Source organism: Spirosoma terrae (genome assembly GCF_010435915.1).
GTDB classification, from domain to species: domain Bacteria; phylum Bacteroidota; class Bacteroidia; order Cytophagales; family Spirosomataceae; genus Spirosoma; species Spirosoma terrae.
The window spans coordinates 116,442-134,340 of the sequence record NZ_JAAFZH010000004.1; the positions used below are offsets into that span (position 1 = coordinate 116,442).

The 17,899-nt window shown below is 49.8% G+C and carries 13 protein-coding genes; 10 read left to right on the forward strand and 3 right to left on the reverse strand.

The annotated features are described in order from the left end of the window. Positions 1-25: 25 nt before the first annotated feature. The 10 genes from GK108_RS10895 to GK108_RS10940 all read left to right on the forward strand — a co-directional run bounded on the left by GK108_RS10895 (position 26) and on the right by GK108_RS10940 (position 15,587). Positions 26-1,477 (forward strand): RagB/SusD family nutrient uptake outer membrane protein, encoded by a 1,452-nt coding sequence (locus GK108_RS10895; RefSeq protein ID WP_163947283.1) that lies wholly within the window; start codon positions 26-28, stop codon positions 1,475-1,477. Positions 1,478-1,553: 76 nt separating this feature from the next. Then, positions 1,554-2,123, forward strand: a complete 570-nt coding sequence (locus GK108_RS10900; protein ID WP_163947286.1) for a gluconate 2-dehydrogenase subunit 3 family protein — start codon at positions 1,554-1,556, stop codon at positions 2,121-2,123. A 38-nt stretch (positions 2,124-2,161) separates the two neighbouring features. Next, positions 2,162-3,871, forward strand: coding sequence for a GMC oxidoreductase (locus tag GK108_RS10905; RefSeq protein WP_163947289.1), 1,710 nt, complete (start codon positions 2,162-2,164; stop codon positions 3,869-3,871). Between the two features lie 36 nt (positions 3,872-3,907). Continuing rightward, positions 3,908-6,115: a beta-N-acetylhexosaminidase family protein gene (locus GK108_RS10910; protein ID WP_163947292.1), complete on the forward strand. Its 2,208-nt coding sequence runs from the start codon at positions 3,908-3,910 to the stop codon at positions 6,113-6,115. 51 nt (positions 6,116-6,166) lie between these two features. After that, positions 6,167-8,347, forward strand: coding sequence for an alpha-amylase family protein (locus GK108_RS10915; RefSeq protein ID WP_163947295.1), 2,181 nt, complete (start codon positions 6,167-6,169; stop codon positions 8,345-8,347). Between the two features lie 82 nt (positions 8,348-8,429). Further along, on the forward strand, positions 8,430-10,199 hold the full coding sequence (locus GK108_RS10920) for an L-lactate permease (protein WP_163947299.1): 1,770 nt from the start codon (positions 8,430-8,432) through the stop codon (positions 10,197-10,199). Between the two features lie 20 nt (positions 10,200-10,219). Next, entirely contained in the window at positions 10,220-11,131 is a 912-nt protein-coding gene (locus GK108_RS10925) for a sugar phosphate isomerase/epimerase family protein (RefSeq protein WP_163947302.1), read from the forward strand. Between the two features lie 39 nt (positions 11,132-11,170). Beyond that, positions 11,171-12,130 carry a D-2-hydroxyacid dehydrogenase gene (locus GK108_RS10930; protein WP_163947305.1) on the forward strand — a complete coding sequence of 320 codons (960 nt, stop codon included), beginning with the start codon at positions 11,171-11,173 and terminating at the stop codon, positions 12,128-12,130. Positions 12,131-12,264: 134 nt separating this feature from the next. Next, complete coding sequence (locus tag GK108_RS10935) at positions 12,265-14,409, forward strand: hypothetical protein (RefSeq protein ID WP_163947308.1); 2,145 nt, start codon at positions 12,265-12,267, stop codon at positions 14,407-14,409. Positions 14,410-14,444: 35 nt separating this feature from the next. Continuing rightward, positions 14,445-15,587, forward strand: a complete 1,143-nt coding sequence (locus GK108_RS10940) for a glycerate kinase (protein WP_163947313.1) — start codon at positions 14,445-14,447, stop codon at positions 15,585-15,587. Here GK108_RS10940 and GK108_RS10945 read toward each other — a convergent pair whose 3' ends face one another. Genes GK108_RS10945 through GK108_RS10955 form a run of 3 tightly spaced genes read right to left on the reverse strand, consistent with a single transcriptional unit; the run spans position 15,588 to position 17,793 of the window. Further along, positions 15,588-16,994, reverse strand: a complete 1,407-nt coding sequence (locus GK108_RS10945; RefSeq protein ID WP_163947316.1) for a glycosyltransferase family 39 protein — start codon at positions 16,992-16,994, stop codon at positions 15,588-15,590. Continuing rightward, positions 16,991-17,557, reverse strand: coding sequence for a hypothetical protein (locus tag GK108_RS10950; RefSeq protein WP_163947321.1), 567 nt, complete (start codon positions 17,555-17,557; stop codon positions 16,991-16,993). Before GK108_RS10950 ends, GK108_RS10945 begins: the two co-directional genes overlap by 4 nt. Then, positions 17,557-17,793, reverse strand: coding sequence for a 4a-hydroxytetrahydrobiopterin dehydratase (locus tag GK108_RS10955; protein WP_246224864.1), 237 nt, complete (start codon positions 17,791-17,793; stop codon positions 17,557-17,559). Before GK108_RS10955 ends, GK108_RS10950 begins: the two co-directional genes overlap by 1 nt. Positions 17,794-17,899 lie beyond the last annotated feature (106 nt).

Below are 17,899 nucleotides of genomic sequence, written 5' to 3' on the forward strand. Positions count from 1 at the left end.
CTAACACAGCTTACTACGTCTCACGATGAAGACATACAGCTTACCCATTCTCGCTCTGGCTACCCTACTGCTCGGCTCCTGTCGGCAGGAGTTTCTCGATCTGAGCCCAATTTCGTCGCCAACAGCCGACAACTTTTATAAAACAGCCGACGATCTACGTAATGCCGTTAACGGCGGTTACGCATCACTACAGGCCGATGGGGTTTCCGGCTTCAGCTACGTATTTGGCGATATAGCCTCCGACAATACGGTCCCCGTAGCATCCGGCTCCGTAACGGATCAGGACGAATTCGACCGGTTTTATATACGGACCACGAATCCGTACATCGCTGGTCGTTGGAATGATAGTTACTCGGCTATTGCCCGTTTCAACAACATTGTGGATAAGGTTGGCGGCATATCGATGGACGAAAACCTCAAAAAACGCTACGTTGCGGAAGCTAAATTTCTGCGCGCTCTGGTGTATTTCAACCTTGTACGGACGTTTGGCGACGTACCGATCGTGACCAAACCCATCACCAATCCCGACGAAGGCTATACGTACACGCGTAATCCGCAGGCTGAAGTCTATACACTGATTGAGAAAGACTTGTCGGAAGCAGAAGCGGATCTGCCTGCTACATACACGGGCATTGATCTGGGACGTGCAACCAAAGGGGCTGCCAAAGCCTTACTGGGAAAAGTGCTGCTGACCCAGAAGAAATACGCACCGGCTGCGGCCAAGCTGAAAGAGGTCATCGATCTGAACGTTTATACAATTCTGCCCAACTATGGCGACGTATTCAGGGTAGCGAATAAGAACCATAAAGAGTCGGTTTTTGACGTCCAGTATAAATCGGGGGGCGCGGGGGAAGGCAACAACTGGCCAAACTCATTTGCTCCTCAAAACTCAGGAAATGCGGTCATTAACTTTAGCGGTGGCGGCAACAATCAGCCAACCGACGATCTGGTCAGAGCCTACGAAGCGGGCGATTTACGGAAAGACGTATCGCTGGCTACGTCGTACGTTAGTACGAGTGGACAAGTGGTGCCGGGCAACTTCGTCAAGAAATATTTTGATACGCCCCTGATCAACAACGATAACGGAAACAATATCCCCATCATTCGGTATGCCGACGTATTGCTAATGTATGCCGAGAGCTTGAATGAGGTAAGTTACCAACCCACCGGCGAAGCACTCACCTACCTAAATCAGATTCGGACTCGGGCAGGACTGAAAGCCAAAACAGCCGCCGACATTCCTGATCAGCAATCGTTCCGACTCGCGATGGAACAGGAACGGCGCGTCGAATTTGCGTTCGAATGCCATCGTTGGTACGATCTGGTGCGCACCGGGCGGGCCGTTACGGTCATCAATGGCAAAAAAGATCAGATCCGTTTAGTCAATACGTTGACGGAGAATAATCTGGTTTTCCCGATCCCACAAAGCCAGATTGACATAAATAAAGAGAAAATCAAACAAAATCCGGGGTATTAAATCAGCCTTCAGGTCTTTTATGTCAAATTAACATTTATTAGACATAAAAGACCTGTTAAACCTAATCACTTAACCGATGAATAGACGGGAAGCAGTCGTACAAACAGCCTTGATACTAGGAGGCATCTTTTCAGCCTCTACCCTTCAGGCAATGGATCGCTGGGAGCAACTGGCCACCCATCCAAGAGCCCATTCCGCTACCAGCGCGTTTCTGACCGAAACGCAGCGCGAGATTGTGGCACGGGTAGCCGATCTGATCATTCCACGCCTGGATACGCCCGGCGATACGTCGCCGGGAGCCATTGATGTAGGCGTCCCTAACTTCATTGAGTTGATGCTCCGCGATTGCTACAAAAAACCGGCGCAGGATGCCTTTCTGACGGGTGTGGTTGGTCTGGAACGAAAAGGCTTTTTATCGCTCCCCGCCGATCAGCAAACCAATTCGCTAAAACAACTCGAAGCCGATGCACTAAAAGATACAGCGCCTACCTTCTGGATTATCACTAAAGAACTCACCCTTCTCGGCTATTTCACGTCGGAGGCTGGCATCAAAGCATCGTTTGATTATCAACCCATTCCCGGCAAGTTCGAAGCGATCAAAATTAAACCAGGTCAAAAAGATTTCATGTACGGCAATCAAGCCTGATACGTCATTCAATCACTCTATTCCTTACCTATTGATTTATGAATCTGAACATAAAAGCGGATAAAGGCCAGACGTACGACGCGATTGTTGTTGGTTCCGGCATGACGGGTGGCTGGGCTGCCAAAGAACTGACCGAGAAAGGTCTGAACGTATTGGTGCTCGAACGCGGCTACGAACTCAAACACGTAGAAGACTATAAAACCGCGATGAAAGACCCCTGGGAGTTTGAACACCGGGGTAAAATCTCCAACGTAGCCGCCGAAGAGCACTACGCTACGATGTATTTTTCGGCCAAAGAAGGGTCGCAGTATCTATACACGAACGACAAAGAAAACCCGTACATTCAGAAGCGACCTTTCAACTGGATTCGTGCGTATCATACCGGCGGTAAATCGTTGTTATGGGGAAAACATACGTATCGCTGGAATTCCGAGGATTTTCTGGCCAATACGAAGCAGGGCATCGGTATCGACTGGCCCATTCGGTACGAAGATCTGGCCCCCTGGTATACCTACGTAGAAAAATTTGTCGGGATCAGTGGTACCCGCGAAGGCTTAGCCGTTCTGCCCGACAGCTATTTCCTGCCCGGCATGGCCATGACGGCTCCCGAAATCCACCTCAAAAAGTCGGTAGCACAAAAAATGAACCGCCCGATCACCATTGGCCGGGTAGCTCACCTGACCAATCCACAACCCTGGCATACGGCCTTGGGCCGGGCCAGTTGCCAGTTCCGTAACCGTTGTTCGCGAGGTTGTCCGTTTGGAGCCTATTTCAGTTCCCTCGCTGCTACGTTACCCGCTGCCCGCCAAACCAACCGCCTGACGGTTGTCCACAATGCCATCGTGAAAGAAATCATTCTGGACGATAAGGCCCAGAAAGCAAAAGGGGTTCGGGTTATCGATCAGAACACGATGGAAGTGCGCGAATTCTACGCCAAAGTTATTTTCCTGAATGCGGGCACCATCGGCTCTACATCGATTCTGATGAACTCCAAGTCAGCTCGTTTCCCAAATGGACTCGGCAACGATAGTGATCAACTGGGTCGTAACCTGATGGACCATCATCTGGCGATTGGCGCGAGGGCCGACATCGATGGCTTTGAAAACGATTACTTCTTTGGTGCTCGTCCGGGCAGTTTGTACATTCCTCGTTTCCGCAACTGGGGCAACGACAAACGGAACTACCTGCGCGGATTTGGTTACCAGGGCGGGGCATCCCGTGCCGACTGGTCGCGGGGAGCCAACGAGTCCGGTTTTGGTGCTGACTTCAAGAAAAAGATGACGCAGCCCGGCCCCTGGAAAATCAATCTGAGCGGCTTCGGCGAAGTACTTCCCGACCCGAAGAACCGATTCTATCTCAGTGAAGACCAGACCGATAAATGGGGCTTACCACAGGTGGTGTTTGATGCCGACTTCGGCGAAAACGAGCTGGCCATGCGTAAAGACATCATGAACGATGGAGCCGAAATGCTGGAAGCTGCGGGGTTTAAGAACGTAGTGCCATACGACAACCCCGTTGCACACATGGGACTTGGCATTCACGAAATGGGAACGGCGCGAATGGGTAAAGACCCTAAAACGTCGGTACTGAACAAATTCAATCAGGTACACGCCTGTAAAAATGTATTTGTCACCGATGGCTCCGGGATGACCTCGGCCTCAAATGTAAATCCATCACTGACGTATATGGCGCTTACAGCCCGGGCGGCCAATCATGCCGTAGAGCAGCTAAAAGCACGAAATCTGTAAAACTAGCCCTTAGTTGCCATTCTTAACCCCTAACGAATGATTGTCCGCACGACAAACAGGCAATACGTATTGCCCTGGCTTTGCTTCCTGGTTGGTTTCTTTTCGGCTTTGTCCAGCCTGGGACAGTCAACAGCAAAACTGTCAGTTGGTATTGCCTACGATACGACAAATAAACCCGTACAATTTGCGGTAAGCCGCCTAAAAAACGAGCTTCAGCAATCTGGGCAGGTTGTGACCGTATTGCCTGTTACGTCGTCGGTGGCCGCCATTGTCATTCAGTTGTTGCCAAAGTCGGTTAACGATCTAATTCAGGAAGAAGGCTATCAAATCCGGTACGACAAGGGGCAGCTTCGAATTACAGCCGTCAGTTCGACGGGGGCCATGTACGGTGTGCTGGACGTTGCCGAGCAGCTTCAGATGGGTAAAACCTGGCAGACGATTACGCCCAGGAAGGCTAATCCACATGTTACAGTTCGGGCGTTAAAGGTTAACCTGCCCTGGTCGTCGTACCGATCAGGGCCCGCCATGGCTGTCCACACCGACGTTTGCCGGGACCTGACGTACTGGCAACGGCTACTGGATCAGATGGCCGAAAATCGCTTTAATGTACTGTCGCTCTGGAACATTCATCCGTTCTCGTTCATGGTGAAGCCCACGAACTTTCCAAAAGCGAATAATTTTTCGGATCAGGAAATGGCCGACTGGAAACGGTTCTGGACGGGTTTATTTCGAATGGCCAGAGAGCGCGGTATCGAGCCCCACATCGTTAACTGGAATATTGCCGTATCGCCCGAATTCGCCAAAGCATACGGAGTCAACGAACGGAATGATACGTCGGCGATTGTCAAACGGTATACGCGGGAAGTCGTTACGCAGGTCATCAATGAATATCCTGATCTGGCCGGTATTGGTATTACGTTGGCCGACTGGATGTCTAATTTTCAGAAAGAAGGCGTTACGCTGCCCGAGATGACGCCTAAAGACCGAGAGAACTGGCTGGAAGAAACCATCATTGCGGGGATGAAAGCCGCCAATCGGCCCGTAAAACTGATTCATCGCTCAGTTCTATCGGCCGATCCTGCTGAAATGCGCCGGGTAATTAACAACGCAAAACTGCCCGACACTACGTTGGTCGAGATCAAATTCAACTGGTCGCACGGCCACTCTACCCCGACGCTTGCCCTCACCCACGACTCGCATTCCGGACAGCGGGATGATGGCTACTGGAACCCGATGCCCAGCAACTATCGGATTCAGTGGATGATTCGGAATGAAGATTTTTTCATCCTTCGCTGGGGGCAGCCTGACTTTATCCGGCAACACATCGCCCAAAATACAGCGCCGTACGTGAATGGGTATTTCGTTGGCTCAGAAGGATACATTCCGGCAAAGGATTATTCGCACATGGATAACGCCCACCGAACCTGGACATACGCCTTTGAAAAGCAATGGCTGTTTTACCAGCTATGGGGCCGTTTGCTCTATGACCCCACGACCCCGAATGCCGTATTTGAAACCAGTTTTGCGAAACGATATGGGTTAAAATCCGGCAAATCGCTGCTGGAAGCCACGGCAGCCGCCAGCCAGATGCCCCTGCGGTTAGCCTCTTTCTACGGCTCAACCTGGGATTATACCCTATATTCCGAAGGCTTTTTAGCTCCCTTTTCGGCCAGTAAAGGCTTTCAGGATAACGTATCGTCGTTTATTTCCATCGACGAGCTAATCGATCATCAAACGCTGGACCCTACCTACCTATCCATCAACGAGTACGTAAAACAGGTACAGGAAAAGAAGGCAATTTCGGCTGACAAGGTTACGCCGTTGGCCCTTGCCCAGCAGTTGGAGACCGATAGCAAACGAGTGCTTAGTCGGGTAGAAACGATAAAATCAACTGCCTCCCCTACGTTAACCTGTGAGTTAGCCGATTTTGAAGCCTGGGCGTATTTAAGTCGCTACTTTGCCGATAAACTTCGGGCGGGCGTAGAGCTGGCAACGTATCGACGAAATCAGGACAAAACCCATCAGGAGCAGGCCATTTCACACCTGAAAGCCTGTGTTAAACATTGGCAGAAACTAAGCACCATCACCGCCAGCCATTACCATGAAGTCCCCTACATTGAGGGATACGTATCCAAAGAGAATGCGTTTAAAGACGCTCAACGTTTTTGGTGGTCGAACTATCTGCCACAGGTTGAGCGCGACATTACGTTAGCCCAAGCCGCTTTACAGACAACGAATAAATAAGACCCAATTCCAGCCCCTAAACCTTTCGTGAACGGGATGTTCACAACTTGTATGGAAAGAAGAGATTTTATCAAAACCACCGGTCTGCTAGGCAGCGCCTACGCGCTCACGGGTCCATCCGCATTAGCAAACGCTCACGTAACAGCAGCCAATGGTGCGGAAAAATTCTGGCTCGACGGCCCTATGCGTTGGGCACAACTTGCATTTGTCGAGCGCGATCCGGGTCATTACGATCCTGATTTCTGGCTGAATTACTTTAAACGTATTCATGCCGATGGCGCCCTGCTCAGCGCCGGAGGAATTGTGGCATTCTATCCAACCCAGATACCGCTGCACCACCGCAGCGATTTCATGGGCAATTCCGATACATTAGGCTATCTGGTGGAAGGCTGCAAAAAACTGGGGATGAAGATTATGCTACGTACCGATCCTCATGCCGTACGTCAGAACGTGTACGATGCCCACCCCGACTGGATTGCCGTAACCGCCGATGGACAAAAACGACGTCACTGGGCGAATCCGGATCTATGGGTAACCTGTGCGTTAGGCCCATATAATTTCGATTTCATGTCGCAGGTGAATCAGGAAATCATGGAGAGATTCCAGCCGGAAGGCATTTTCTCGAATCGCTGGCACGGCCATGATATCTGTTACTGCGAGCATTGTCAGCGCAATTTCAAAGCGGCATCGGGTCTGGCGCTTCCTCAAAAAGCCGACAAACTGGACGCTACGTATCGGAAATGGGCCGATTGGAAAATGAAACGATTACGGGAGGTATGGGCGACCTGGGATGCGGGTATCCGTAAACAGAAACCAACCGCCCGATTTATTCCGAACGGTTTTCCGGATAAAGTTATGACGGGCCGGGAAGCCGATCTTTTCTTTGCTGACCAGCAGGCTCGCCGGGGCCTTACTCCCCCCTGGGCCAACGGCAAAGGCGCGAAAGAGCTACGGTCAACGCTCGGCATGAAACCACTGATCGGAATCTTCAGTATCGGTATCGAAGAAGAATTCCGCTGGAAAGATTCGGTACAGAGCGACGCCGAAATCAGGATTTGGGCAGCTCAGGGCACAGCCAATGGTATGCGTCCCTGCTTCGTCAAATTCGGCGGTGACATTTACGATAAACGGTGGATGGAAGCCGTCGCCAATCTGTACGAAAAATATTACAAAAACGAAAAATACCTTCGTAATACGGCCCCGATGGCACGGGTGGGGATCATGTACTCCGAACAGACGGATCGCAATTACGGCGGAAAGCCCTGGCAACAGAAGAGTGGCGACCACCTCGACGGGATGTACCATACGCTGGTTGAGAACCGGATTCCGTTCGACATGGTTAACGATCGGCTACTCACGCCAGACGACCTGAAGCGCTTTAAAGTGCTCATTCTTCCCAACATTGCAGCCCTCTCCGACGCCCAATGCCAACAGATTCAGACCTACGTCGAAAATGGCGGCAGTATAGTAGCTACGTTTGAAACGTCGCTTTATGATGAGGAAGGCCGACAACGACCTGATTTCGGGCTGGCGAATTTGTTTGGCGTGTCGTTCGACAAAAACGTTGACGGGCCCATGCGTAACAGCTACTTACAGTTACGTACCGACGCGAAGAACAGTCAGACGCAGGTTATTCTCAACGGGCTCGACGATACGCCACGGATTATTAACTCGATCTATAAAGTTAACGTTAAACCAACCGCTGCTACGTTCCCTAGTCCGGTCACGTTGATCCCGACTTATCCGGATTTACCCATGGAGGATGTTTACCCCCGTATTGCCGAAACGGATACCCGAGAATTGTATTTGCAACAGGTTGGTAAAGGGCGAGTCGCTTATATTCCCGGCGACATGGATCGGTCGTTCTGGCAAATGCTCAGTATTGATCATGGTCAACTGCTGAGTAATGTGGTTCGGTGGGCACTCGACGAGGAACCCATAACCGAAGTACAGGGACCGGGCGTTATCGATGTTAATGTATGGCGACAGGATAAATCGATGACGGTTCATCTGGTCAATTTAACGAATCCGATGATGATGAAAGGGCCATTCAGAGAACTGATTCCGGTAGAGGCAACGGTCGTTGTTCAGGTTCCAAAAGGCGCTAAAGTGACTGACGTAAAACTCCTGATGAGCGAGCAGAAGCCCAAATTTGAGGTGAAGGGAGGGAAAGTAACGGTATCCGTCCCTAAAATTCTCGATCATGAGATCGTCGCCCTGGATTTAGCCTGATGTATTTATTCCGAAGAACTGTCCGCTCCCGTTTTTGGAGCGGACACCTAGTAAAATAGTATAAACCAACTGAATACAACTCATGATCTGGAAACAAGTAATTGATCCGTTCAACAGTATTGCGTTATCGGTTTTGGTGGCCGCCGTGCCTATCCTGTTTATTTTCTGGGCGCTGATTATCCGAAAAATGAAAGGATATCAGGCCAGTCTGATCGCAACGGGCATTGCGATGCTCATTGCCATTCTGGTGTATGGTATGCCCGTCAAACTCGCCTTGCTGTCGGCGGCTCACGGCGCCTTGTACGGCCTATTCCCGATCTGCTGGCTGGTGCTTATGGCGGTGTTTCTGTTCAACCTCACCGTCAAAAGTGGTCAGTTTGAGATCATAAAACACTACATGGCCTCAATCACCTCTGACCGGCGTTTGCAGGCGTTGCTTATTGCCTTTTCGTTTGGTTCTTTTCTGGAAGGAACGGCTGGTTTTGGGGCTCCCGTTGCGATTACGGCCGCCATGCTGGTAGGACTTGGCTTTAATCCACTCTATGCATCGGGTATCTGTCTGATTGCCAACACCGCACCCGTGGCTTTCGGATCGATTGGCATTCCCATTACAGTAGCATCGCAGGTATCGGGCATTCCCGAACTACCGATTTCCCAGATGGTTGGCCGAACGCTGCCGATTCTGTCGGTTATGTTGCCATTTTATCTGGTCAGCATTATTGCCGGTGTAAAAAAAGCGCAGGAAGTTGGCCCGGCGGTGCTGGTTTCCGGTATTTCGTTTGCGTTTCTCCAGTACTTTTCCTCCAACTTCCTCGGTCCTGCCCTCCCTGATGTTATCGCCGGGTTAGGATCGATCGTTTGCCTGATGGTTTTCCTACGCTTCTGGAAACCCAAAACCATCTGGCGCTTTGCCAATGAACCAGCGGCTACCCTCAACACCGACATCAGCTACACCAACGGACAGCTTCTTCGGGCCTGGTCGCCTTTTCTGGTCCTGACAATTATGGTAATTGCCTGGGGGATTCAGCCTATTAAAGACGCGCTGAACACGGCAGGTATGACCCAATTTGAGTTTCCTGGCCTGCATAATGCGATCCAGGGAGAAGATGGAACACTACTTGCGAAGGTGTTCAAACTGAATTATCTGTCGGCAGCCGGAACAGCCATTCTGATTGCTGCCCTTATCGCCATTCCGTTGGTGGGGCTGACGTATAGCGAAGGTCTAAGTGTATGCGGAGCCACGGTAAACCAGCTCAAATTCCCGATCCTGACCATCGCTTCCGTGCTGGCTTTTGCGTACATTCTGAATGATTCGGGCATTACGCTTACGCTGGCCGATGTGTTGGCCAACACAGGCATTTTATTCCCGTTTTTCGCTCCTGTACTAGGCTGGCTAGGTGTTTTCATCACGGGTTCCGATACGTCGGCCAATGCGTTGTTCAGTAAGCTTCAGTACGCTACAGCCCAATCGATTGGTGTTGATCCGGTGGTTACGGTGGGGGCCAATATTTCAGGGGGCGTTGTCGGTAAAATGATTTCTCCTCAATCCATCGCCGTTGCAGCGGCAGCGGGCAATCTGGTCGGTAAAGAATCAGAGCTATTCCGGTTTACGGTGAAACACAGTTTTATCATGCTGTTCTTCATCTGCCTAATCGTACTGGCGCAGGCGTATGCCCTGAAATGGCTGATTCCTACCTATGAAATGCTGGGCAGCCAGAAAGCGGCTGTCTCGCCAGACGTAACGAAAGGCTACACGTACCTGGTTGTGCTCGCGGTTATACTGGCCGCTCTTGCCGTAACCATCCTGACTACTGCCAAAACAAAAAAAGAAACGCCTGATTTAGCAAACTAACTTACGCAACCCACCTTACCATGAATGCACCACTTTGTAACTACATGACTGTTGGTTTAGTCCATTTTATGGCCTTTCCCGAGACAATGCGAGGACACGGCCCGATTCTGGAAACCATCAAAAAGGTAGTGCTGGATGATTATTTTTCCGCTATAGAAATCACAACGGTAAACGATCCTGGCGTACGACAGAAAGTTAAAAGCCTGCTCGAATCGTCGCATATGCAGGTAGCCTTTGCCGCTCAACCCCGCCTTCTGACAACGGGTCTTAACCTCAACGACACCAATGAAGAAGGCCGCCAGAAAGCGTTGGCCAATGTAAAAGAAGGTATCGATCAGGCGTATGAACTAGGTGCTACCGGCTTTTCTTTTCTGAGCGGCATTTACGACGAAGCCCGGAAAGAGGAAGCCTTTGATCGGCTAGTCGATTCAACGAACGAAATCTGCGCCTATGCCAAAAGCAAGGGCGATCTGAAAATTTCGCTTGAAGTGTTTGATTACGATGTCGATAAGAAATCGTTGGTTGGTCCGGCTAGCCTTGCACTACGTTACGCGCAGACGATTCGTAAAACGCACGATCATTTTGGCCTGATGGTCGATTTGAGCCACATCCCGCTGATTCACGAAACCATCGAAGAGTCGCTCCTGCCCGTTAAAGACTATATAACCCATGCACATATTGGCAACTGTGTGGTCAAGAGCCCCGATATGCCCGCTTATGGCGACGTACACCCCCGTTTTGGCTTTCCCAACGGCGAAAACGACGTAGCAGAAGTAACGCATTACCTGAAAGTTTTGCTGGATATTGGTTATTTAAATACTGAAAATCCGCCAATAGTCAGTTTTGAGGTTAAACCATTTGGCGATGAAGACCCCGATGTCGTAATTGCCAACGCCAAACGGACGCTAAACCTGGCCTGGGCGCGCGTTTAGGTGATCCTATTTTTTAGAGTTAACGAGACATTATCAACGATGAAGATTGTAGTATTGGATGGCTACACCCTAAACCCCGGCGACCTGACCTGGGAGGGTTTAGAAAAATTAGGCGAACTAACCGTATACGACCGTACTCCTGCCGATCAGGTGGTGGAACGCGCCAAAGACGCCGACATCATTTTTACGAATAAAACCCCGCTGGGTAAGGATGTACTGGCAGATTTACCCGCTGTAAAATTCATCGGCGTCCTGGCAACGGGTTATAACATCATCGATACCGACACGGCCAAAAGCAAAGGAATCGTTGTCAGCAACGTACCGGGCTATAGTACCATGTCGGTTGTTCAGCTGACGTTTGCGTTGCTGCTCGAACTAACCCTTCACGTTCAACGCCACAGCGATTCGGTTAGGGATGGTAAATGGGCGCGCTCCGCCGATTTCTGTTTCTGGGATTATCCGCTTATCGAGCTGGCGGATAAAACAATGGGCATCATCGGTTTCGGAAGCATTGGCGAAAAAGTAGCCGACGTAGCAACCGCCTTTGGCATGAACGTTATCGGGTCAAAACGGCATCAGACCGATCAGTCACACCGGAAAAATTTCCGGTGGGCCGACATACCGGAACTACTTCGTGAATCGGATGTGGTGAGTGTCCATACTCCCTTAACCCCCGATACGCAGGGACTGATGAACAAAGAAACGCTGGCCCTGATGAAACCATCGGCTTTCCTGCTCAATACGTCGAGGGGGCCACTTGTTGTCGATCAGGATCTGGCCGATGCCCTCAACAACGGCGTGATTGCGGGAGCCGGTATCGACGTATTATCGAAGGAGCCGCCCGCAGCCGACAATCCTTTGTTTACGGCCAAAAACTGCCTGATCACTCCCCATATTGCCTGGGCAACCAAAGAAGCCAGAACCCGACTGATGGCTATTACGATCGACAACCTGTCGGCATTTTTAGCCGGCAATCCAGTCAACGTAGTGAATAAGTAACTGGTAAGCGTAGTAACAGGCATTCCAGCAGGTGCTTATTCGTAACCATCCGAATAAGCACCTTTATTATTTCACTACGTAATGTTTTTCGCGTTCCCGCTACGTAGTGAACTGATTTCCCTAACCCAGTAACCATGACTCGTTTTTTTCTCTTCCTGTCAGTCCTCCTGTTACATCGGAACGTACTGATTGGCCAACCAGCATCCAGAAATACGTCAGTACGTTCCGCCAAAATTGATCCGGGCAGTTATGACGGAACGTGGTGGAATCGGACTCCTATCCGACTGATCCAAACGAACCTCCGCGAAACCGATGCGCTGATGGATGTAGACGCCTACGTGCAGTCAATGGTGGCGGCCTCGGCTAACGTAGTGATGCTGAATGTAGGTGGCATTGTGGCTAATTATCCAACCAAGCTCGATTATCATTATCAAAATCCCTACCTCAACAACAGAGATCTGGTCGGTGAGCTGGTCAAAAAACTACACGCAAAAGGCATCAAAGTAATCGGCCGGTTCGACTTCAGTAAAATCAATGAACGATACGCCGACCAGAAACCGGAGTGGTTATACGTCAGCACCAGCGGCAAACACGTTCATGTCAATGGTCAGTCGCATACCTGTCCCAATGGTGGCTATCAGCAGGAATATAGTTTTGAGATTTTGAAGGAAGCGATCACGACCTATCCGCTCGATGGCATATTCTTTAACATGATCGGCTATACCACTACGGATTATGGCGGAACGTACCACGGAATTTGCCAGTGCGGCAGTTGCAAAAAACGATTTCAAACTGAAACCGGTATGGAGCTGCCTACCAAAGCAGATATGGCCGATCCTGTTTTCAGACGATACAATACGTTCAAAAAAACGACCGCCGATGAGTTGTTCTACAAAATAGGCGACTACGTTAAAAAGTTAAACCCTACTCTGATCATCAATACGTACTCAGACGCTGGTGTCGATATGATTCGAGACGAATCGAGCAGTTGGCTTACCGATACGTACGAATGGAATTACTCTGGAACCGACCATGTCAAACGCGTTCTAGGCTCGTATAAAACCAAAACACCCAGTAACGTTTTCATTCATTTTATTGCAATCCCATTCCGCCATACGGCAACCTCCCCCAATATTGGCCGGGTGTGGCTACTTGGTAACATGCTGAATGGTGCTCCACTCGATTACAACGTTATTGGAACTCTGCTGAATCAGGAAGATCGGGTCTTTATTCCCATCATGAATGATCTGTATGGATTCCATAAAAAAAACGAGCAGTACTTCACCAATCTTAAACCCATCTCCCATGTCGGCCTGATTAAAGGTTCCGAAAAAGAATACAGGGGCTTGATTAAGTTGCTGTCGGAGGAGCACATCATGTACGACATCATCGAACCCAAAACGATTGGTCAGGAATCAGCTCCTCGGCCCTTACAGGATTACGACACCATTATTCTGGGCGACGTAACGAATATGTCGGACCAGCAGGCCGCTCAACTCGATGAGTACGTGAAGCAGGGCGGCAAACTACTCGCAACGGGATTCAGCTCGACCAACGACGAAACGGGAAAACCCATGAACGCCATTCGTTTACAATCGCTGGGCGTATCAACTGATTATGACGTATTCCCCCGAACCAACTCAACGTATCTGCAGCTATCCAACAAAGATAGACAAGCGCTGGGTACCAGCCAGTTTAAGGATCTGGACCTAGTCATGCTATATTCCGATTTCCTGAAATGTAAACCTGCAGCATCTGCCCAACCCTACCTGCGACTCCTACCGTCTGTTCGGTTTGGTCCACCCGAAAAATCATACTACACCGATACCGACCTATCCGACTCGCCGGGCTTGATTATCAACACGTATGGCAAAGGACAAACGGTTTTTATTCCGTGGCGGCTTGGAACCCAGTATGAATTTAAGGGCCATCATGGTCATCGTGCCCTTTTCGCTTCTGCTGTTCAGACCATTTTCAAAACTTCTTCCTCGCTCTCAACCGATGCCTCTCCCCTTTTGGAAATGACGCATATGGCTAACCGGGGAGGTGCTTTTGAATGGATTGGTCTGATCAATCATTCGGGTCAACTGGGCGCGTCCTTGCGTGAACCGGTTCCGATTATACAGACGGCAGTTCGGTTCAGGCCAACCAAACCTATTAAAGCGTTGAGACTGATGCGCTCAGAACAGAACGTACCGTTCAGCCAGAAAAATGGCTGGGTCGAATGCACCGTTCCTAGAGTAGAAGACTTCGAACTGCTGGTTTGCTTGTATAAGTAAGATTCCTCAACTATCGATTCCCCCACTCTCTTTCTATGACTCCCACTCGGATTCTCATCGCTCCTAATGCCTTTAAACACAGTCTGGAAGCTCCAGAGGCTGCTTTAGCTATTCAGCAGGGTTTTCAGCAAAGTCGACTCACTTGTGTCTGCGACTGTTTCCCGGTTGGTGATGGTGGTGATGGAACCGGCGAATTGATGATTCAGAAACTCAACGGCTCACAGATTACAAGCCGGGTTAATGACCCATTTGGCAATCCCATTGATGCCAGCTTTGGGATCGTGAATGAAGGCCAAACGGCGGTGATCGAAATGGCGAATGCATCCGGTATTCGGCTGGTCAGGGCAGACGATCTCAACCCGTTAAAAGCAACCTCCTTCGGTACTGGCGAACAGATCAAATTAGCCCTGGAGAAGGGCGTTAGTAAGCTGGTACTGGCCATTGGCGGTTCAGCAACCGTAGATGGTGGAACGGGTATACTTCGGGCGCTGGGTATTCGCTTTCTGGATACAACGGGCCAGGAATTAGCCACTCCTGAACAGCTTTCTGATTTGGCCACAATCGATACGTCGGGGCTGGATGAACGTATTCGCCAGTGTGAGATAACCATTTTGTGCGATGTCGACAATACGTTGCTCGGGCCTGATGGATCGGCCGCCGTTTTTGGTCCTCAGAAAGGAGCAACACCTCAAATGGTCCAGCAGCTCGATGCCAGTCTAGCCAGATTTGCCCGTATTGCTCACCAGCAAACGGGTATCGATATGACTGTCCTTAAGCATGGGGGAGCAGCCGGTGGTGTTGCCGCTGGTTTACACACGTTTCTTAACGCGAAACTGGTGAATGGGATCGATTTCTTTCTGGAGTTTACGAATTTTGACCAGGCTGTCTCACAGGCCGATCTGGTTATTACCGGTGAAGGTAGTATCGATGAACAAACCCTCCAGGGGAAAGGACCGTATGGCGTTGCGTATCAGGCTAAATTGCGGAATCTGCCTGTTATTGGTCTTGCGGGAAAAATACCTTTAGAGCCCTCTGAACAACTAAACGACTATTTTGACACGCTGCTTGCTATCGGCAATGGACCCACCGATTTGAGCAATGCTCTGGCCAGTACACGTACCAATTTGATTCGGGTGGCCACTCAATTAGGTAATCTGCTAGCTCAAATTAACGCCTGATCAATCGGCTGGCTTTACCGTCTGTGTCTTTTCCCAAACAACTAGTCGAATCGACAGCCAACGGAACAGACTGGTTGTGCTGAGGTAGAAACACATCAGAAAAAGTAGTTTGAAAAAGCCTCGACGGAACGTGTACTGAATATTCGCTCCTTCCACATGCTGAAGGATCATCGCAAATAGTACGTATACACCGACGATCCAGACCAAAACAGTCAAACCGCGTTTATCCCGAAAAATGAACAGGTTCAAAAGACTTAAGCTCAGAAAAATCGGGACGGTGTAGTTCCAGTAGGAAGCGTGGAAAACAACCCGATCGTTCATATTTTGTACAATACGTAAAAGTCTGGTCAGGTAATCAGTTTCGACCCATCGAAAGGCTCCTAGATGTGCATTGATGGGTAAAGGCATATAAGTACGTAGAAAGCCGTAGTTCCAGAACAGAACAGGCAACAGACACACCAGCATAAAAATGGCCGATTGCTTAATAGCGTCCGTAGGATTTACCCGGATCCGTTTTATAACCAGAATCATTGCGCCAATCGGTACGAAAAAAATAGTTTCGGTCCGGGTCCAGCAGGCCAGTGCCAACAATAGCGTAATGGACCAAAAAGATCCGTTTTGCCCTGTTTCAACGTAGCGTTGAAACAAAATAACGCCTGACGCGAAAAATGCGGCATTAGCCCAATCGGTTTGGACGAGAAAGGTGTAGGCAAACAGTTCGGGAGCAAAAGCCAGGATGGTAACCAGTGTTCCAGCCAGTACTGGGTGAATACGTTCCCGCATATCGGCATACAGGAAAAGGCCAAAACTAAAGACAAGCAACGTCAACCAGAGTTTACCAAAAGCGAATACGCCTGTTTGCTCCGTAGCCAATAAGTACATGATTTGCTGCATGGCCGTAAACGGCGCATAGAACGGCTGATTACTAAATACGGATACGTTCGGCAGGTGCTTCGTGAATACCGAAGAAACAAGCGTCTGTTCCTGTACTGCAAATCGGGCCAACAAGTCAGGCCCAACAATTGTGTCGAAGGTTGTATTGGGAAACCAGTTGCATTTCCAGACACTGATGAAAAGTAGATACAGCCAGACGATCAGAAAAGGAATTTCATACAAACTGATTGCCAGATCATTTCTACCGGCCCAAAACGGTAGCCGCTCCTTTTTACTACGTAACGAAAAGACAGATAAAATGGCTAACCCGACGACACCTCCGATTACGGTCGATGCAACGATGGGAAGCCCGGAAAACTGCACGATAAAAGGGACAAAAGAACTAACCCCTAGACCGATCAGCATCGACAAGCCAATTAAACTATACGTAGTACGGACTGCTTGCAGACGAACAGCAATACCACAGCCGAGAAAAAATTGGGCGCCAATCAGCAGGACTAACAGCACCATCATTTCGTTGATCGATAATACTTCCGGGCCTGCTCGGGCGTGTAGGCAAAAAAGGAAGGATTGTACTGGCGGAACGTAGCCAGTACGTCCCGATGATTAGCCGATGTTAGCCGAAGTAGTTCCAGCGTGCCCTTTTTCACCCAAAACGTAAACGTTGCCCGTCGTAGCGCAGTATCAGGCATTGTCATGTCCAGCAATTGCACCGATTGCCCAAGGTGATAATACAGAACGCTGGGGTATAACCAGGCATATCCATCCGAAGCACCAATTCGATACGCCTTCCGAATCAGGTATCGCTGGGGTGGAATCAAAAAATAATCCGTTGGTTTACAATGCTGTTTAATCAGCGTTACGTACTGATACGCCTTTCCGTAGCCCGCCCGCTCCCGACTTTGCCGATCCAGCTTCGCACCAAGGTTCTGGCGTTGCTGGTAAAAGCGCTGCACCGTGCCCTGCATCCAGTCCTGATTTCTGGGCAGAGCCAGTAAGGATAGGATAATTAGACAACTCAATAGACCTATCAGGACTTGTTTCGCCCACCGACGCTTGTTCAGCCAGTCAGCCATTACTTGCTCATTAATTTATCAATTTCGGCCGCCAAGGCATGGTCTTTATCCGTCACTTTGTTGCCCGCATCGTGGGTCGACAATTTGATAACGACCTCATTATACACATTGGACCACCACGGATGGTGATCCATTTTTTCGGCTATAAGCGCTACGCGGGTCATAAACGCAAAGGCTTCTGAAAAGTCGGCAAACGAAAATGTACGAATGAGCTGGTTATCCTGTTCCTCCCACATGGTTTTTGGATGTTTGGTTTTGGGTTTATAGTTTGTAATACGGTCTGTATTGAGTGCTGAGATTGTCATAGACAGCATCCTGCTGTCGAAGCCGTAGGCTAAGTTA